16 protein-coding genes and 1 tRNA gene are annotated in these 15,595 nt (G+C 65.8%); 11 read left to right on the top strand and 6 right to left on the bottom strand.

Going from position 1 to position 15,595, the window contains the following annotated elements; all coding sequences use genetic code 11:
• Positions 1–26 precede the first annotated feature (26 nt).
• The 6 genes from ACX40Y_RS16260 to ACX40Y_RS16235 all read left to right on the top strand — a co-directional run bounded on the left by ACX40Y_RS16260 (position 27) and on the right by ACX40Y_RS16235 (position 6,324).
• Positions 27–1,877 carry an amidohydrolase gene (locus ACX40Y_RS16260; RefSeq protein WP_459120614.1) on the top strand — a complete coding sequence of 617 codons (1,851 nt, stop codon included), beginning with the start codon at positions 27–29 and terminating at the stop codon, positions 1,875–1,877.
• Positions 1,878–2,056: 179 nt separating this feature from the next.
• Positions 2,057–2,944 (top strand): VOC family protein, encoded by an 888-nt coding sequence (locus ACX40Y_RS16255; RefSeq protein WP_459120613.1) that lies wholly within the window; start codon positions 2,057–2,059, stop codon positions 2,942–2,944.
• Positions 2,944–3,372, top strand: coding sequence for a DoxX family protein (locus ACX40Y_RS16250; RefSeq protein ID WP_459120612.1), 429 nt, complete (start codon positions 2,944–2,946; stop codon positions 3,370–3,372). The genes ACX40Y_RS16255 and ACX40Y_RS16250 overlap by 1 nt, the downstream gene beginning before the upstream one ends.
• Positions 3,373–3,523: 151 nt before the next feature.
• A complete protein-coding gene (locus ACX40Y_RS16245; protein ID WP_459120669.1) occupies positions 3,524–4,858 on the top strand; it encodes an alginate export family protein in 1,335 nt (444 codons plus the stop codon).
• Between the two features lie 18 nt (positions 4,859–4,876).
• Positions 4,877–5,581 (top strand): YoaK family protein, encoded by a 705-nt coding sequence (locus ACX40Y_RS16240; protein ID WP_459120611.1) that lies wholly within the window; start codon positions 4,877–4,879, stop codon positions 5,579–5,581.
• Between the two features lie 257 nt (positions 5,582–5,838).
• Positions 5,839–6,324, top strand: coding sequence for a Ros/MucR family transcriptional regulator (locus tag ACX40Y_RS16235; protein WP_459120610.1), 486 nt, complete (start codon positions 5,839–5,841; stop codon positions 6,322–6,324).
• A gap of 48 nt (positions 6,325–6,372) precedes the next feature.
• On the opposite strand, the gene ACX40Y_RS16230 is transcribed toward ACX40Y_RS16235, so the two are convergent.
• From ACX40Y_RS16230 to ACX40Y_RS16210, 5 genes are all read right to left on the bottom strand, one after another.
• On the bottom strand, positions 6,373–7,302 hold the full coding sequence (locus tag ACX40Y_RS16230; protein ID WP_459120609.1) for a zinc-binding alcohol dehydrogenase family protein: 930 nt from the start codon (positions 7,300–7,302) through the stop codon (positions 6,373–6,375).
• 155 nt (positions 7,303–7,457) lie between these two features.
• Positions 7,458–8,309 (bottom strand): amidohydrolase family protein, encoded by an 852-nt coding sequence (locus tag ACX40Y_RS16225; RefSeq protein ID WP_459120608.1) that lies wholly within the window; start codon positions 8,307–8,309, stop codon positions 7,458–7,460.
• Between the two features lie 119 nt (positions 8,310–8,428).
• Positions 8,429–9,211: an IclR family transcriptional regulator gene (locus tag ACX40Y_RS16220; protein WP_459120607.1), complete on the bottom strand. Its 783-nt coding sequence runs from the start codon at positions 9,209–9,211 to the stop codon at positions 8,429–8,431.
• Between the two features lie 98 nt (positions 9,212–9,309).
• Positions 9,310–10,593 carry a YceI family protein gene (locus ACX40Y_RS16215; RefSeq protein ID WP_459120606.1) on the bottom strand — a complete coding sequence of 428 codons (1,284 nt, stop codon included), beginning with the start codon at positions 10,591–10,593 and terminating at the stop codon, positions 9,310–9,312.
• 207 nt (positions 10,594–10,800) lie between these two features.
• A tRNA-Ser gene (locus ACX40Y_RS16210) sits at positions 10,801–10,890 on the bottom strand.
• Positions 10,891–11,023: 133 nt separating this feature from the next.
• On the opposite strand from ACX40Y_RS16210, the gene hspQ reads away from it, so the two are divergent.
• From hspQ to ACX40Y_RS16185, 5 genes are all read left to right on the top strand, one after another.
• Positions 11,024–11,404 carry a heat shock protein HspQ gene (hspQ, locus tag ACX40Y_RS16205; RefSeq protein ID WP_459120605.1) on the top strand — a complete coding sequence of 127 codons (381 nt, stop codon included), beginning with the start codon at positions 11,024–11,026 and terminating at the stop codon, positions 11,402–11,404.
• A gap of 150 nt (positions 11,405–11,554) precedes the next feature.
• A complete protein-coding gene (gene rplU / locus ACX40Y_RS16200) occupies positions 11,555–11,860 on the top strand; it encodes a 50S ribosomal protein L21 (protein WP_019368790.1) in 306 nt (101 codons plus the stop codon).
• Positions 11,861–11,888: 28 nt separating this feature from the next.
• Positions 11,889–12,158 carry a 50S ribosomal protein L27 gene (rpmA, locus tag ACX40Y_RS16195; protein WP_459120604.1) on the top strand — a complete coding sequence of 90 codons (270 nt, stop codon included), beginning with the start codon at positions 11,889–11,891 and terminating at the stop codon, positions 12,156–12,158.
• 172 nt (positions 12,159–12,330) lie between these two features.
• Positions 12,331–12,885 carry a GNAT family N-acetyltransferase gene (locus tag ACX40Y_RS16190; RefSeq protein WP_459120603.1) on the top strand — a complete coding sequence of 185 codons (555 nt, stop codon included), beginning with the start codon at positions 12,331–12,333 and terminating at the stop codon, positions 12,883–12,885.
• Between the two features lie 104 nt (positions 12,886–12,989).
• Positions 12,990–13,574: a TetR/AcrR family transcriptional regulator gene (locus ACX40Y_RS16185; protein ID WP_459120602.1), complete on the top strand. Its 585-nt coding sequence runs from the start codon at positions 12,990–12,992 to the stop codon at positions 13,572–13,574.
• A gap of 37 nt (positions 13,575–13,611) precedes the next feature.
• Here the strand turns inward: ACX40Y_RS16185 and ACX40Y_RS16180 are convergent, their stop codons facing one another.
• Entirely contained in the window at positions 13,612–15,576 is a 1,965-nt protein-coding gene (locus ACX40Y_RS16180; RefSeq protein WP_459120601.1) for an ATP-binding protein, read from the bottom strand.
• Positions 15,577–15,595 lie beyond the last annotated feature (19 nt).

The following is a 15,595-nucleotide window of genomic DNA, read 5'->3' as shown; positions in this document are numbered from 1 at the left end:
CGCCTCTCTTCGCAAGGAATGCCCGCATGCCCGCCACCGACCTGATCCTCGTCAACGCGCAGGTGACGACGCTCGATCGGGAAAACCCGGTGGCGGAGGCGATCGCGATCCGCGATGGCAAGTTCCTCGCGGTGGGCAGCGAAGCCGAAGTCCGCGCCGCCGCCACGGACGCACAGGTGATCGACGCGCATCGCCGCCGGGTGATCCCGGGGCTGATCGACAGCCACATGCACATCATCCGCGGCGGCCTGAACTATAACATGGAACTGCGCTGGGACGGCGTGCCGACGCTGGCCGACGCCATGGCGATGCTCAAGCGCCAGGTCGACAACACCCCGGCACCGCAATGGGTGCGCGTGGTCGGCGGCTTTACCGAGCACCAGTTCGCCGAGAAGCGGCTTCCGACGATCGACGAGCTCAATGCCGTGGCCCCCGATACGCCGGTCTTCATCCTCCACCTCTATGATCGCGCGCTGCTCAATGCGGCGGCGCTGCGGGTGGTGGGCTATACCAAGGACACGCCGAACCCGCCGGGCGGCGAGATCGTCCGCGACGCGGCCGGCAATCCCAACGGCCTGCTGCTCGCCCAGCCGAACGCAACGATCCTCTATGCGACGCTCGCCAAGGGCCCGAAGCTTCGGCAAGACTATCAGCTCAATTCCACCCGCCACTTCATGCGCGAAGTGAACGGCCTGGGCGTCACCGGCGTGATCGATGCGGGCGGCGGCTTCCAGAACTATCCCGACGACTATCAGATCATCGAGAAGTTGCATGCCGACGGCCAGCTGACCGTGCGAATCAGCTACAACCTGTTCACGCAGAAGCCCAAGGAAGAGCTGGCGGACTTCGCCGGCTGGGTGAAGCAGGTGACCCCGGGGCAGGGCGACGACAGCTATCGCCACAATGGCGCGGGCGAGATGCTGGTCTACTCCGCCGCCGATTTCGAGGATTTCCGGGTCGCCCGGCCGGACATGCCGCCGAACATGGAAGGCGATCTCGAGCCGGTGATCCGCCTGCTCGCCGAGCATCGCTGGCCGTGGCGGCTTCACGCGACCTATGACGAGACGATCGGCCGCGCGCTCGACGTGTACGAGAAGGTCAATCGCGATATTCCGCTGAACGGCATCCACTGGTTCTTCGACCATGCCGAGACGATCAGCGACCGCAATATCGATCGCATCGCGGCGCTGGGCGGCGGCATCGCCGTGCAGCATCGCATGGCCTATCAGGGCGAATATTTCGTCGAACGCTATGGCGCCCGCGCCGCCGAGCGCACGCCGCCGATCGCGAAGATGATCGCCGCCGGGCTGCCGGTCGGGGCCGGCACCGATGCGACGCGGGTGGCGAGCTACAATCCCTGGGTGTCGCTGAGCTGGCTGGTCACGGGTCGCACCGTGGGCGGGCTGAGGCTCTATCCGGGCGCAAACCGCGTCAGCCGCGAAAAGGCGCTCGCCATGTGGACGCACGAGAATTGCTGGTTCTCGAACGAAGTCGGCAAGAAGGGGCAGATCAAGGCGGGGCAGCTCGCCGACCTCACCGTGCTCTCGGCCGACTATTTCTCGGTGCCCGAGGATCAGATCGTCCATATCCGATCGGTGCTGACGCTGCTCGGCGGCGCGGTGGTGCATGGTGAGGGCGACTATGCCCCGCTGGCGCCTGCCCTGCCCCGGCCGATGCCCGACTGGTCGCCGGTCGCGACCTTCGGCGGATACCACCAGTCACCCGAGACGCGCGCGCAGCTTGCCTCGGCCTGTGCCTGTCACAGCGCCTGTTCGGTCCATGGCCACGACCATGCCGCCGCGCTGGGTGCGAAGGTGCCGGCAGGGGACGTTCAGAGCTTCTGGGGCGCGCTCGGCTGCGGGTGCTGGGCGGTGTGATGGGGGTTCGTATCACCTCCCCGCAAGGTGAGGGTTCATCGTTGGCAGCGTGTCCCCCTCACCCTTCCCACCGCCTTTGGCGGCGGGCCCCTTCCCTCTCCCACAAGGGGAGAGGGAGTCATTCGCCCACGCTCTCCTCCGGTAAGCGGGAGGGGAGCGATAGCTTCAGGAGTTCCGCCATGCGTCTGACTTTCCTCCTCGCCTCCGCGCTCGTCGTCGCTACCCCTGCTATCGCCCAGCAGGCACCCGCGCCCGCCGGCTATGCGGTCGGTCCGCAATACGACACCACGCATGTCTATGTGCCCGAGGACCAGTTCGACGCCTTCGTCACCAGCTTTCAGGCGACGTTCGGCGGCACGACCAGCAAGCAGGGTGTGTTTCAGGTGACGCCGACCAGCAGCCTGACCAAGTCGCAGCTGGTGCTGACCCCCGCCGGCACCGTGTCGGTGTTCGGGTTCAAGACGCCGATCCCCTATCCGTTCGGCGACGAGCGTACCGGCTATCTGGTGACCGATATCGACGCTGCCGTCGCCTCGGCGGTCGAACATGGCGCGGTGCGGCGGCTGGTGACCTTTCCCGATCCGATCGGCCGCGATTCGCTGATCCAGTGGCCGGGCGGCGTGAACATGCAGCTCTACTGGCACACCACCAAGCCGAGCTATACGCCGCTGGAAACGGTGCCCGAGAACCGCATCTACCTGACCGCCGACGCCGCCGACCGCTTCGTGAAGAGCTGGGTCGGCTATGCAAAGGCGAAGATCACCGCCGATGACCGCGCCGCGCCGGGTGTCGAGGCCGGGCAGCCGGGCAAGACGATCCGCCGCATCGCGATCGACAGCGGATATGGCAAGATGGTCGTGCTGGTGACCGACGGGCTGCTCCCCTGGCCCTATGGCCGCGACATGACCGGCTATGCCGTCGCCGATCTCGACGCGACGCTGGCCAAGGCCAAGGCGGCGGGGGTGGAAACGCTGGTCCAGCCCTATAGCGCGGGCAAGCGCCGCGCCGTCATCGTCCGCTTCCCCGGCGGCTATATCGCCGAGATCCACAGCCCGGCGGACAAGTGATGCAACCGGATCGCGACCCCCGGTTCGTCGATGCGATCCTCGACTGGCGGCCGACCTGGTTTCTGGCCCGGCTGTTGCTGGTCGGTGCCTATCTGCTCGGCGGGGTGGTGAAGCTGACCGACCTGCCGGCCGCCATTGCCGAGCAGGCGCATTTCGGGATGCACCCGCCCGCCTTCTGGGCCGCGCTGACGATTGCCGTCGAGCTGATCGGGCCGGTGCTGATCCTGTGGGGGCGCTGGATATGGCTGGGCGCGGGCATGCTGGGCGTGTTCACCCTGCTCGCCGCCTTCACCGCCAATGCGTTCTGGACGATGCCGGCAGGGGCGGAGCGGTTTGCCGCGACCAATGCGTTCTTCGAGCATCTGGGGCTGATCGGCGGCTTCGTGCTCGCGGCGCTGGTGGCGGAGCAGGCGAAGCGCCGTGGCTAGCCTGTCGGCGGCGCTGGTGCTGGTGGTGCAGATCCAGTCCGACGCCACCACACCCGAAACCGTCATCCCCGCGAAAGCGGGGATCCATTCGCCAGTGCGTTCGGAACAGAAGCCGATGCTGCACCCCCAATGGATCCCCGCCTCCGCGGGGATGACGGCTGTGGGGGAGGGGCAAACCGACCCCACCCCCGCCCCCGAACCCTGGCAGGCGCCGACGCTCAGTATCACCCGCTATGACGAGGACTGGTCCGACCTCGCCAATGCCGAGAAGCGCGCGCATCACTGGACCGGGCCGTTCAAATATATCCCGCTTGGCGGCACTGCCTGGCTCTCCACCGGCATCGAAATCCGGCTGCGCAGCGAATCCTTCGGCGGCAATACCCTCGGCAACAGCGCATCGCCGGACGACGGCTATCTGTGGACCCGCGCGCTGCCCTATGCCGATCTCCATGTCGGCCGCGTTCGCGCCTTCGTCCAGCCGATCCTTGCCTATGCCGATGGCGTGCGGCCGGCCGCCGGGCCGATCGACCAGACCTGGACCGACTTGCTTCAAGGCTTCGCCGAACTCGATCTCGGGCCCATAACCCTGCGCGGGGGTCGGCAGATGCTGTCGCTCGGCACGGAGCGGCTGGTCGGCACGCGCTATGGCCCCAATGTGCCGCTCGCCTTCGACGGCATGCGCAGCATTGTGCGCCTCGGCCAAGCGAAGATCAGCTTGCTCGCCGTCGCGCCGGTGGCACCGCGCCTCGGCACGATCGATGATCGCAGTTCGCCGACCAAGCGGCTCTGGGGCGCCTATGCCGTGCTGCCGGGAATCGACCTCTATTATCTCGGCTATCGCAACCGCACCGCACATTTCGGCACCCGCAACGGCCGCGAGCTGCGCCACAGCTTCGGTGCACGAATCCACGGCACCCGCGACGATTGGCACTGGAATGTCGAAGGGGTGGCCCAGTTCGGCCGCTTCGCCGACGGGCCGATCGCCGCCTGGACGCTCGGTACCGAGCTTGGCCGCACGCTACCCGCCCTGCCCTTCGCGCCCGACGCGGTGCTGCGCTTCAACGTGATCAGCGGCGACGGCCATGCCGGCGACCGGCGACTCGGCACGTTCAACGCGCTGTTCCCCAAGGGCAAATATTTCGGTGAGCTGTCGCCGATCGGCCCGTACAACCTGATCAACCTCAATCCGCGCATCGCCGGCACGCTGGGCGGTGGCGTCTCCGCCAGCATCGCCGCCAGCGCCTATTGGCGCTACAGCACCGCCGACGGCGTGTACGACATCCCCGGCAATCTGCTCCGCCCGCCCGGCACCAGCCGCGCCCGCTTCATCGGAATGCAGATCGAGGGGGCGATCGCCTGGCAGGCAACGGCTGAACTCGAGCTTTCCGCCTCGCTCTCCCTTTTCAACGCCGGCCGTTTCCTCCGCGACGCCGGCGCGCCCCGACCGATCCGGATGATCGGCCTCGAAAGCAATTTCCGTTTCTAGCGCCACGGGGACTTCATCATGCCGTCGCAAACTTCGCAAAGCCGCTCGCCGCTGCCTGCGCTCCTGCTGCTCCTTTCGGCCACGACGGGCCTGGTCGACGCCGTCAGCGTCCTTGGCCTGGGCAAGGTGTTCACTGCCAACATGACCGGCAACATCGTATTTCTCGGTTTCGCGGCGGCCCGAACGCCCGGTTTCATGGTCGCGCCGTATCTCGTGGCCTTGCTGTCTTTCTTCCTGGGCGCACTCGTCGCCGGGCGAATGGGCCGCCACTTCTCAAAACAGCCCCTCAGGCAATGGTTGATCGTGGCGGCCATTTTCGAGGCGGCGCTGCTCGGTACGGCAGCGATGGTCGCCGTCACCGCGGAAGGCGTGTCGCTGTCGAGCGGCCCCGGCTTCTATTCGATCATCGCGCTGACGGCGGTCGCGATGGGCTATCGCAACGCAACGATCCGCCAGCTCAAGGTGCCGGACCTCACCACCACCGTTCTCACCCTGACCATCGCCGGCATCGCGGCCGATTCCCGTCCGGCCGGGGGCGCCAACCCGAACCTGTGGCGAAGGCTGGCCGCCGTCAGCGCGATCTTTCTGGGTGCCGCTGTCGGCGCGGTGCTCGTCAATCGCCTCGGCCTCGCCGTACCGCTGGCGCTCGCCGCGGCGATGATCCTGATCGCCACGCTGGCCTGCGCGCTTCATCCCAGCGCAAGATTTCCGCATGCCGGATAGTCGTTTCCCGACCTGCCCAAAATGAGACGGCGATTTCGTCGAATTCGCGGCAAACGTACACTCCCTGCCGCCTCAAATCGCCCAATATTGGCACCGATCGCCGAAAATCACGCGCCAGACCCAGTTGATTATTACGAAACCATACGGCTATGGACGACTCCCGCAGATAGAATATACTATAAAGATGTCGTGTCCTTGGTGGTCAGTTCCATCATTGATACAAACTGTGGAGAGAAGCGTCGATGAATGTTGAAGGTATGGACCAATCCGTCCACCTCGCCGTGCAGCTGACAATCGCCTGGCTGAGCAATCAAAATAATCGAGTAACGATCGACGAGGTCCCGGCATTCCTGCGTAGCATGTATGCCACGATCGACAGTATCTCCAACGCCAGCGAACAAAGCGATGCGGTTGCCGAGGCCGATCGCCCCGAGGAAATTCAGCCCGCAGTGTCCGTGCGCAAGTCGCTGGCGTCCAAAGATCACATCCTGTCGCTGATCGACGGCAAACCTTATCGCACGCTTCGCCGCCATCTCTCGGCGCATGGCCTGACGCCGGACGAGTATCGCGCGCGCTATAACCTGAAGCCCGATTATCCGATGGTCGCGGAAAGCTATTCGGAACGCCGGCGGGCGCTGGCGCAGGAAATCGGGCTCGGGCAACGCGGGCGTGCCGCCAAATCGCGGCCACAGGCCAGCGCAACCTCAGCGCCGCCGAAGCGGCAGCGGTCCAAGAAGGGCTGATCCCGGAAGCGGCGGATCGGCGACCCGAGGGTCGATCCGCCCCTCATGTCAGAAGCTGGCAATCGCCTTCAACACGCGGTCCGCGTCGGCGATCAGTTCGGGAATGCGGATCGGCAGTTGCTCGGCAGCTACGCTGTGGGTGTGCAGCCGATCGGTAGGAATCGCGCCGGTGCGGATGGCGTCGATGACGCGTTCAAAATCCGTCGCCAACGCATTGCGGCTGCCGATCAGCATGGCTTCGCGCTTGTGGAACTCCGGATCGGCAAAGCTCAGATCGCCGGGCGCCACACCGACCAGAACCAGCGCGCCGCCATGTGCGACGAAATCCAGGCTGCGCCGCATCGCCGGCAGCGAACCCGTCGCGTCGACCACCACGTCGAACATGTCGCCATCCGTTTTCGCCGCGAGCGCGCTATCGAGTTGCGCGTCGACGATGACGCCGTCGAGGTCGAGCTGCTCACGCGCGAAATCGAGGCGCGCCTGACGCTGATCGACCAAGGTGACATCGAATCCGTCGAACCGGCCGAACAGTGCCACGGCGACGCCGATCGGCCCCGCCCCCACGACAAGCATCCGCTGTCCCTGCCCCTTTGGCGACCGCGCTACCGCATGCGCGCCGATGGCGAGGAACTCGACCATCGCCGCCTGGTCCACCGACAGGCCGGTCGCGTCGACCACGGCAGTTTCCGGCACCACGAGCCGTTCGCACATCCCGCCATCGATATGAACGCCCAGGACCGCGATGTTCACGCACGCGTTCGGCTTGTGCTTGCGACAAGCGATGCAGGTGCCGCACGGCAGATACGGATTGATCGCCACGCGTTGCCCGATGCGAAGCGAAGTACCCGGCCCAAGCGCCTCGATCTCTCCCCCGAGCTCATGACCCATGACGCGCGGATAATTCAGGAACGGGTGTCTGCCGGAGAAAATATGATAGTCCGTGCCACACAACCCCACCCGGTGGATGCGGATCAGCACTTCGCCGGCGCCGGGCACGGGATCCGCCCGCTCGGCAAGGGCCAGTTCATAGGGCTCGTGACAGACGACGGTACGCATTCGCTAATCTCCTGTCCGCCGCAATCACACGACCATTTGCGTATTTGCAAGCACACTTTCATCGAAGGTGCGTAAATTCACCGCAGAACCGTCTCTCCTTCTCGCAGAGAAAGGCGATATGCGCGTGCAGCATTGCCGCCGAAGATCGACGCCGAGGCTTCCGGGCAGTGTCGCTCCACAAACCGTTCGATAAGATCGAATACCGCCTGATAGGGCGCGGCGAGCTCACAGACCGGCCAGTCGGACCCCCAGATCAAACGATCCGGCCCGAACACCTCAAGAAGATGGTCGAGGTAGCGTTCGAAGTCGGCCGGGGTCCACGCATCGTGACGCGCCTCGGTGACCAGCCCCGATACCTTGCACCACAGATTTGGAAATGTCGCCGCGTCGGCGATCGTGTCGGCCCAGGGCTGCCATCCGCCGCCCGCAATATCGGGCTTGGCCGCATGATCGAGCACGAAGCGCCCCTCGCCGACCCGCTCAAGCAGTCGCGGAACATCCTTGAACTGGTGCCGATTGACGAGAAGGTCATAGGTCAGGCCGGCCGCTGCAACCGCAGCAACGCCCGCCATGAATGCTTCGCCGAGCAGGAACGATGGATCAGGCTCATCCTGGACGATGTGGCGATAGCCGAGCAGCGGCCCGGCAGGTGCAGCGGCAATGCGATCGATGATGTCGGGCGCGCGGAGATCGATCCACCCGACCACACCAATGATCGCCGGGCAGACGGCCGCACAGGCCAGCAGAAACGACGTCTCCGCCTCGCTTTGCCGGGCCTGCACGGCAATGGCACCGTCGATCTGGCGCTTGGCCATTTCACGCATCAGATCCGCCGGAGCGAAATCCCGCGCGATGCGGCTCTGCGGATCGATCCATTCAAACTCGGCAGCATCATAGCGCCACAAATGGTGGTGTGCATCGATCCGCATCGGCTGCCTACTCCGTGTTTCCAGTGATGGGATTTTTATATGAAGAAGATATTTTCCATTAGCGATAGCCGACTTGCTTGCCAGAGCAAGCGTCGTGATTGCAGATCCCGGCCGGCTGATCAGCCAGGCTGATAGCCCAGCCGATCCGACACGCGCGCCGCCGCGCGTTGCAGCATCGCCCGCGCCGCCTCGATGTCCACCTTCTGGGAACCGTCGATCAGTTCGAGAAACGGAATCGTCAGTGCCGCGACGACGTGCCGGTCGAAACCCAGCACGGGGAAGCTGATGTCTGTCACGCCGTGGGTGATCGGACTCTTGCGGCTGTCATAGCCGACGCGGCGGATCGTCGCGAGCCGGTCGGCCAGCCAGGCACGATCGATTTCCCGCGCCTGTTCGGTCTCGGCCGCGCGAACGATCCGCTCGGTTCGCTGGAGCGTTGAGAATGCGAGGATGACCTGGCCCGAGCAGCTGTTGATGATGTCGACGCGCGCACCGACCTTGAGCGCAAAGCCGCGCGTGCCGGGCTGCTCCTCGCGCGCGACAACCATGCCATGGCCATCGCTGGCGACGACCAGATGGCAGGACTGGCCCGTCTCCAGCGCGAGCACCTGCATTTCGGGGAGCGCCGCGCGCACCAGATCCTGCGAAGGCGTCGCGCGAAACGCCACGTCGAGCAGCTTGTACGCCACAGTGTAGCGGTCGCTCGTTTCCGACTTCCTCAGATAGCCGAGCTGTTCGAGCACCACCACGACGCGAAACAGCTCGCCGACCGAGCGACCGAGATCGGCGGCAATCTCGCTCACCAGCGCACCCTCGGGCCGCGTGGCCAGAAGCTCGATCACTTCGAACGCCTTTTCGATCGCAGGCGCCGAATAGGTGCGCTTCAGCGCCGTACGTGCCATCTCGTTCCCATCCTGCCCATCGCGACTATTCGCCTGCCTGTCGCCTGCGAACGCCTGGCGCGCAAGCCCGAGCACCGGAGAACGACGGTATTGTCTCGTCAGCGCGCGACGGCGTTGAACCGGAATGTGACGGAAACGGCATCGGCGACCGTGCTCGAATCGCTCCACTGCCCCTTGCCGACGCCGAACGCCAACCGCCTGACGGTTGCCGTGCCGCTGGCGCGTGCCTTGTCGCCATCGATCGACAGATCGAACCGGACCGCGAGCGGGCGGCTCGCCCCGGCCAGCGCCAACGTCCCATCGGCGACATAGCCATCGCCTTGGCGTCGGACGCGCGTGGCGGTGAAGCGCGCCTTGGGATGCGCGGCCGCGCCGAAGAAGTCGTCGCCCTTCAGGGTTTCGTCGCGCTCCGAGTCGCCGGTACCGACCGATGCAAGGTCGATGTCGACGGTAATGCTCGATCCCGAGAGATCGTCGGGGCTGAATCGGATATCGGCAGTCCAGCTGGCGAACCGGCCCTGGACGGCCTCGCCGCTATAATCGACGCGAAAGCCCAGCGTCCCGCCCGGCGTCACCTGCCAGCGACGTAGCGGCATTGGAGCCCCGGTGGCCGTGGGTGACGGCGAAGGCGAGGGCGAAGCGGCGGGCGTCGGCGATGCGACCGCCAGCGTCGGTGACGCGGAGGGTTCAGCAATGGGCGTTGGTGCCGTCACGGCCGAATCCGACTGAGCCGGCTTGGGCGAGGCGGCAGCCTGCCCGCTCCGAAAGCTCATATTGCCGGCAAAGAAGGCGAGAACGCACGCGCCCAACGCAGCGGCCACAGCGACGGACAGCAACGGGCGGCGTCCGAGCATCGCCGGCATCATCCGCCCGATCACGTCGTCACGCATCAGATGATGCCGAAGCGCGCCGGCGACATGCAGCAAAAACAGGCCCGCAAGCAGCCACCCCACCAGGCCATGGACCGTCTCTGCCGGCAGATTCCACGTCCGCGCGACCGGCAGATGCGGCAGCGGGACCACGCCGAACAGCAGGGTCGGCAACTTGATCCGGGCCGTGGAAACGATCACCCAACCCGAAATCGGGCCGACGATCATCACCGCGTAGAGCAGGGCATGAACCGTGGACACCAGCATCTGGGCAGCCGGACTCGCCCTCACCGGCGCCGGACGGCGCACCATCAGCCGCACCATGAGCCGGGCGAGCGACAGCACAAGGATCAGGATGCCGACCGACTTATGAAACTGGAAGGCCGCAAACCGCGTCGAATCGGGCAGCGATTCCAAAGCCCATCCGAGTCCGAGCTGGAAAAGCAGCAGTAGCGCCAATGCCCAATGGAGCAGGATCGCCACGCCATGATATCGCTTCGCAAGAATCTGCACGCCCAAGCCTCCACAACGCGGCTGGGAAGCCGCGCGCGGCCCTGACGCCGCCTGGCGCCACCCGCTGCGCGACTATCGCGCAAACCAAAGGACTGGCAAGCCGAGATTGTATCCGTGCCGAAACGAGAGGGCGGCGCCCTAGCTTGTTCGGCCGACGCGCATCAGCCGGGTACAGGCAAGCACAGCAACTTCGGGGGAAAGGACCAATGGCGGAGAGGGAGGGATTCGAACCCTCGGTACGGTTACCCGCACAACGGTTTTCGAGACCGCCCCGATCGACCACTCCGGCACCTCTCCGCATGGGAGGATACGCACCCTCGGGATGGCCCCGAACCGCGTACCGGTCGCTGTGAGGCGCGGCCATTAGCGCAACCGTTCGCACGCCGCAAGCGGTGCTTGTGCAAGAATTTGCCGATCCTAAATTAGGGCCATGTCCCACGCGCATATTCCCACACCCGCGCCGCTTGCCAGCGGTGCAATGCCTGCCGTCGCCAGCGCCCGGTTCGCGATCGGCGACGTCGTTCGCCATCGGCTGTTCGATTTTCGCGGCGTCGTCTTCGATGTCGATCCGGTCTTCGCGAACAGCGAGGAATGGTATGATTCGATCCCCGAGGAGGTGCGGCCCGCCAAGGACCAGCCCTTCTATCATCTGCTCGCGGAAAATGCCGACTCGAGCTATATCGCTTATGTCAGCCAGCAGAATCTGGTGGCGGACGATAGCGACGAGCCGGTCGACCATCCGGGTATCGACGGACTGTTCGATGGCTATGACGCCGGGCGATATCGGCTGAAGCACACCCATCGCCACTGATCGGCGGCCAGTGGCGACAATATGGTGCAGCCGACACCGCAATTTGCGTCGTGGCGGTTGACAACAGAAGCGCCTTCGCATAGCTGCGCCGTTCCTCCTGCCGGGGTTCACCCTGGCGGGCACATGCATTTTGAAGCAGAGAAGAGACCGATGTTCGCTATCGTGCGCACGGGCGGCAAGCAGTATCGCGTTGCCGCTGGAGACAAGATCGTCGTCGAGAAGCTCGACGGCGAAGCCGGTTCGTCCGTCACGCTGGGCGACGTCCTGTTGGCCGGCGAAGGCGGCGAACTGAAGGCGACGGACGGTCTGACCGTCTCTGCCGAAATCATCGCGCAGGCGAAGGGCGAGAAGGTCATCGTCTTCAAGAAGCGCCGCCGCCACAATTATCGCCGCAAGAACGGCCATCGCCAGCAGCACACGATCCTCAAGATCACTGCCATCGGCGCGGCCAAGTAAGCGACACGAGATTCGAGGAGTATAGACAATGGCACATAAGAAGGCAGGCGGCTCGTCCCGCAACGGTCGCGACTCTGCTGGCCGTCGTCTTGGTGTGAAGAAGTTCGGCGGCGAAACCGTGATCGCCGGCAACATCCTCGTGCGTCAGCGCGGCACCAAATTCTATCCGGGCGTGAACGTGGGCATGGGCAAGGACCATACCCTTTTCGCGCTCACCGACGGCCGCGTGTCGTTCAAGGAAGGCAAGCTTGGCCGCAAGTTCTGCTCCGTAGACATGATTGCCGAGGCAGCCGAATAACATCGGGTGACCGCGCGGGTTGCCCACCAGGGTGACCCGGGTCCGCACGGACCAGCACAAAAGGGAGACGGGTCACCCCGGTCTCCCTTTTTTATTGCTCCCTGACACCGCGGCGAAACAGCGATGCCATACGGGCATGCGCAGAGAAGCCGCAGGACCGAGGAGAGTGGTCATGTTCGTGCGGACCCAAAGACTGACGTTACGTCCCGGCTGGCCCGAGGACGCCGCCGCCCTGGCCCGGGCGATCGGGCATGAAGCCGTGGTGCGCAACCTCTCGCGCGCGCCCTGGCCCTATCCGATTGAAGCGGCCGAAACCTTCCTGGCAAGCTGGGTCAGCCCGCTGGACACGCGTTTCCTGGTGTTCGAGCATCAAGGGGCATCGGTGCGGCTGATCGGCGGCGTCGGCATCGACACGGTCCGCGATGAACCGCATGAGCTAGGTTATTGGCTCACGCCCGACGCCTGGGGCCGTGGCTATGCCACCGAAGCCGCGCGCGGCGCGCTAAACGCAGCGAAGGCGCGCGGCATCCGCCGCGTCACCGCCGGCCATGTCGTCGACAACCCCGCCTCGGGTCGGGTTCTGCGCAAGCTCGGCTTCCGGCCGACGGGGCGCGTGGAATCGGTCTGGTCGAAGGGCCGCGGCTGCGAAGTGGCATGCGCACAGTTCGAACGCGTGCTCGACGCGGAAAGCGGCCAGCCGGACCCCGCGTCGCGCCTAGCCGCGTAGCTGCGGCGGGTTCCCCACTGGGGGAGAAGGTTTCGCGGACGCGCGCCTTCCCCCCGGTGCCAAGCTCGACTAAGCCGTCAACAAATGGACACAAGGCCCAACCGTTGACGACGAAACTGGTGCGCCGGCGCCTCTCCCCGGAAGAATCGCGCGACGCGGCGCTGGAGGCTGCCCGCACGCTGCTGATCGAGGACGGCCCGCAGGCAGTGACGCTGAAGGCCGTTGCCGCCAAGGTCGGCCGGACACACGCCAATCTGCTGCATCATTTCGGTTCGGCCGCGGGTCTGCAAAAGGCTCTTGCCGCCATGATGGCAGAGGCGATCACCGCGAAGATCTGCGAGGCGGTGCTCCGTGCCCGCGACGGCGACCATAATCCGCGCGAAGTGGTCGACATGACGTTCGATGCCTTTGATCGCGAGGGCGGCGGCGCGCTGGCGAGCTGGATGATCCTGACGGGCAACGAGGATGCGCTCGATCCGATCCTCGAGGCGATCCACCGGCTGGTCGATCGGATCAGCGAAGGCCATGAGGCGCAGGCGTCGCTGCGCGAGGAAACGTTGCAACTGACGCTGATGGCGCTGGGCGATGCACTGCTCGGCGCGCCGATGGCACGTGCGCTGGGGCTGCCGCGCGATCAGGCCCGGGCATTGGCCTCACGCATGCTCAAGGACCGGATCGAGCTCGCATAACCGGGGTGAGAACAACCCGGTTCGCGATCGCCCTGCCCTACTCCGCCGCCTGCGCCACCCGTCGACCTTCCTCGGCCACGGCCTCGCGAATTGCCCGCGACAATGCGGCAACGGTAAAGGGCTTTCGCAGCACCGGCCGATCGCGAATCTGCTCCGCGCTCGCTTCGCCGCTGAAACCGGTGACGAACAACACCGCCACGCCGCGCAGCCGCGATTCGTTCTCGGCGATCATTTCGGGGCCGGTGCGGCCGGGCATCAGCACATCGGTCATCACCAGATCGAGTGAATCGAGTGCGTCGATCGCCGCCGCTGCCGCCAGCGGGTCCGCGCAGCCGGTGGCGCGGTGCCCCAGTTCCCGCAACGCTGCGAGCGTCGCCGCCAGCACGCGCGGATCGTCCTCGACGACGAGGATCGTATAGCATTCGTTGGATTGTTCGTCGCGGCCGTCCGAACGGGCGGGTTCGCTGGCGGCCGGCATCTGGGCACCGATATGGCGCGGCAGATAGAGCGTGACGGTGGTGCCACGCCCCGGCGCCGATTCGATTCCGATCTCGCCGTTCGATTGCCGAACGAAGCCGAAGATCTGGCTGAGTCCCAATCCGGTGCCCTTGCCGACCGGCTTGGTGGTAAAGAAGGGCTCGAACACGCGCTCGATGACGTCGAGCGACATACCGCACCCGGTGTCTTGCACCGCGATCGTTACATAATCGCCCGCCGCGCAGTTGCCGACCGCATGCGCCGCAAGCGTCGTCGTATCGGTCGTAATGACGATCGTGCCGCGCCCATTCATCGCGTCGCGAGCGTTCACGGCGAGGTTGAGCACCGCATTTTCGAGCTGGTGACGATCGGCCCATACCCGCCACCCCTTCGGATCGCCCTGCGCCTCGACGCTGATCGCATCGCCCAGCGTACGATCGAGCAGATCGCGCATGCCGCGGATCAGGCTGCCCGAATCGACCGCCTCGGGGGCGAGCGCGTCGGAGCGAGAAAAGGCGAGCAGCTGCCGGGTGAGTGCCGCGGCGCGGTGCGCGCCTTCCATCGCGTTGTCGAGGTGGCGGGCCGCCTCGGCAGGATCGGCGGTGATCTGGCGCCGTGCGAGTTCGACGCCGCCCAGCACCACCGCCAGCATGTTGTTGAAATCATGCGCGATGCCGCCGGTCAGCTGGCCGACCGCGTCCATCTTTTGCGCCTGCCGCAGCTTCGCCTCCGCCTGCTCGCGCTCACGGGCCTCCTGGCGCAGTTGCTCGGTCGCCTCGGCGACCGCCGCGCGCAAAATGTCCGCGCGCGCACGCTCGGTCGCGGCGTCGGCGTCGGCGGCGGCACGGTCGCCCTGCGCCTCGATCGCCATCCAGCCGAGCACCACGGCGCCCATCGCAATCAACAGGCCGAACCCGCTGAGCACGCGCGAAGCGAAGCTCGAATTGGCAATCAGGTCCGCAGCCGCCACCGTCCTGCTGTGAAGCACGCCACGCTCATGCTCGACCACCTCGTCGAGCAGGTTCTCGACGTTGGTGCGCGCCTTGCTCTCACGGACCTGGTAATAGCTGCCCCAGGCGTCGCGATGCCGTTTGAACGTGGAATAGAGCGCGGTTTCGTTGAGTTCCTTGCCGCGATTGTCGAAGGCGCGGCGTAGTTTGGCGATCCGCGCCTGCTGGGCCTTGTCGTCGGCGGTCAGCACGCGCAGCCGTTGCAGCTGTTCGCTCGCCCGCTGCCACTGGTCGGTATATTGCTGGCCCAGGTTCCGATCCGCGCTGACGACATAGCGGCCCAGTGCCGCCTCGGCCGCGGAGATGGCGCCGGACAGCTGGTTCGCGCGCAGGATCACCTCGAACGTGTGCTGCTGCATCTGGATCGCGCGATCGCGCTCGGCATCGGTGCGTTGCTGCAGCAACACGAGCACGCCAAGCACCACGACGCCTAGCACCGCCAGAGCGCCGAGTACCAGCATGCGCCAGTTCTTGTCGCGAACCGAACGCTCCAGGGCGGGGTCTGCCTCGCTCATTAGCGTCAATTCTAGGCCG

The organism is Sphingomonas sp. RS6, from assembly GCF_054489705.1.
This window is presented reverse-complemented; position numbering and strand designations above follow the sequence as displayed.

Excerpts from the sequence above, each read along its gene's own strand:
- ACX40Y_RS16255 (WP_459120613.1), top strand. The coding sequence starts at position 2,057 with ATGCGTCTGACTTTCCTCCTCGCCTCCGCGCTCGTCGTCGCTACCCCT.
- ACX40Y_RS16220 (WP_459120607.1), bottom strand. The coding sequence starts at position 9,211 with ATGGCACGTACGGCGCTGAAGCGCACCTATTCGGCGCCTGCGATCGAA.
- ACX40Y_RS16225 (WP_459120608.1), bottom strand. The coding sequence starts at position 8,309 with ATGCGGATCGATGCACACCACCATTTGTGGCGCTATGATGCTGCCGAG.
- ACX40Y_RS16260 (WP_459120614.1), top strand. The coding sequence starts at position 27 with ATGCCCGCCACCGACCTGATCCTCGTCAACGCGCAGGTGACGACGCTC.
- ACX40Y_RS16245 (WP_459120669.1), top strand. The coding sequence starts at position 3,524 with ATGACGGCTGTGGGGGAGGGGCAAACCGACCCCACCCCCGCCCCCGAA.
- ACX40Y_RS16250 (WP_459120612.1), top strand. The coding sequence starts at position 2,944 with ATGCAACCGGATCGCGACCCCCGGTTCGTCGATGCGATCCTCGACTGG.
- rpmA (WP_459120604.1), top strand. The coding sequence starts at position 11,889 with ATGGCACATAAGAAGGCAGGCGGCTCGTCCCGCAACGGTCGCGACTCT.
- rplU (WP_019368790.1), top strand. The coding sequence starts at position 11,555 with ATGTTCGCTATCGTGCGCACGGGCGGCAAGCAGTATCGCGTTGCCGCT.
- ACX40Y_RS16240 (WP_459120611.1), top strand. The coding sequence starts at position 4,877 with ATGCCGTCGCAAACTTCGCAAAGCCGCTCGCCGCTGCCTGCGCTCCTG.
- ACX40Y_RS16235 (WP_459120610.1), top strand. The coding sequence starts at position 5,839 with ATGGACCAATCCGTCCACCTCGCCGTGCAGCTGACAATCGCCTGGCTG.
- ACX40Y_RS16190 (WP_459120603.1), top strand. The coding sequence starts at position 12,331 with ATGTTCGTGCGGACCCAAAGACTGACGTTACGTCCCGGCTGGCCCGAG.
- hspQ (WP_459120605.1), top strand. The coding sequence starts at position 11,024 with ATGTCCCACGCGCATATTCCCACACCCGCGCCGCTTGCCAGCGGTGCA.
- ACX40Y_RS16180 (WP_459120601.1), bottom strand. The coding sequence starts at position 15,576 with ATGAGCGAGGCAGACCCCGCCCTGGAGCGTTCGGTTCGCGACAAGAAC.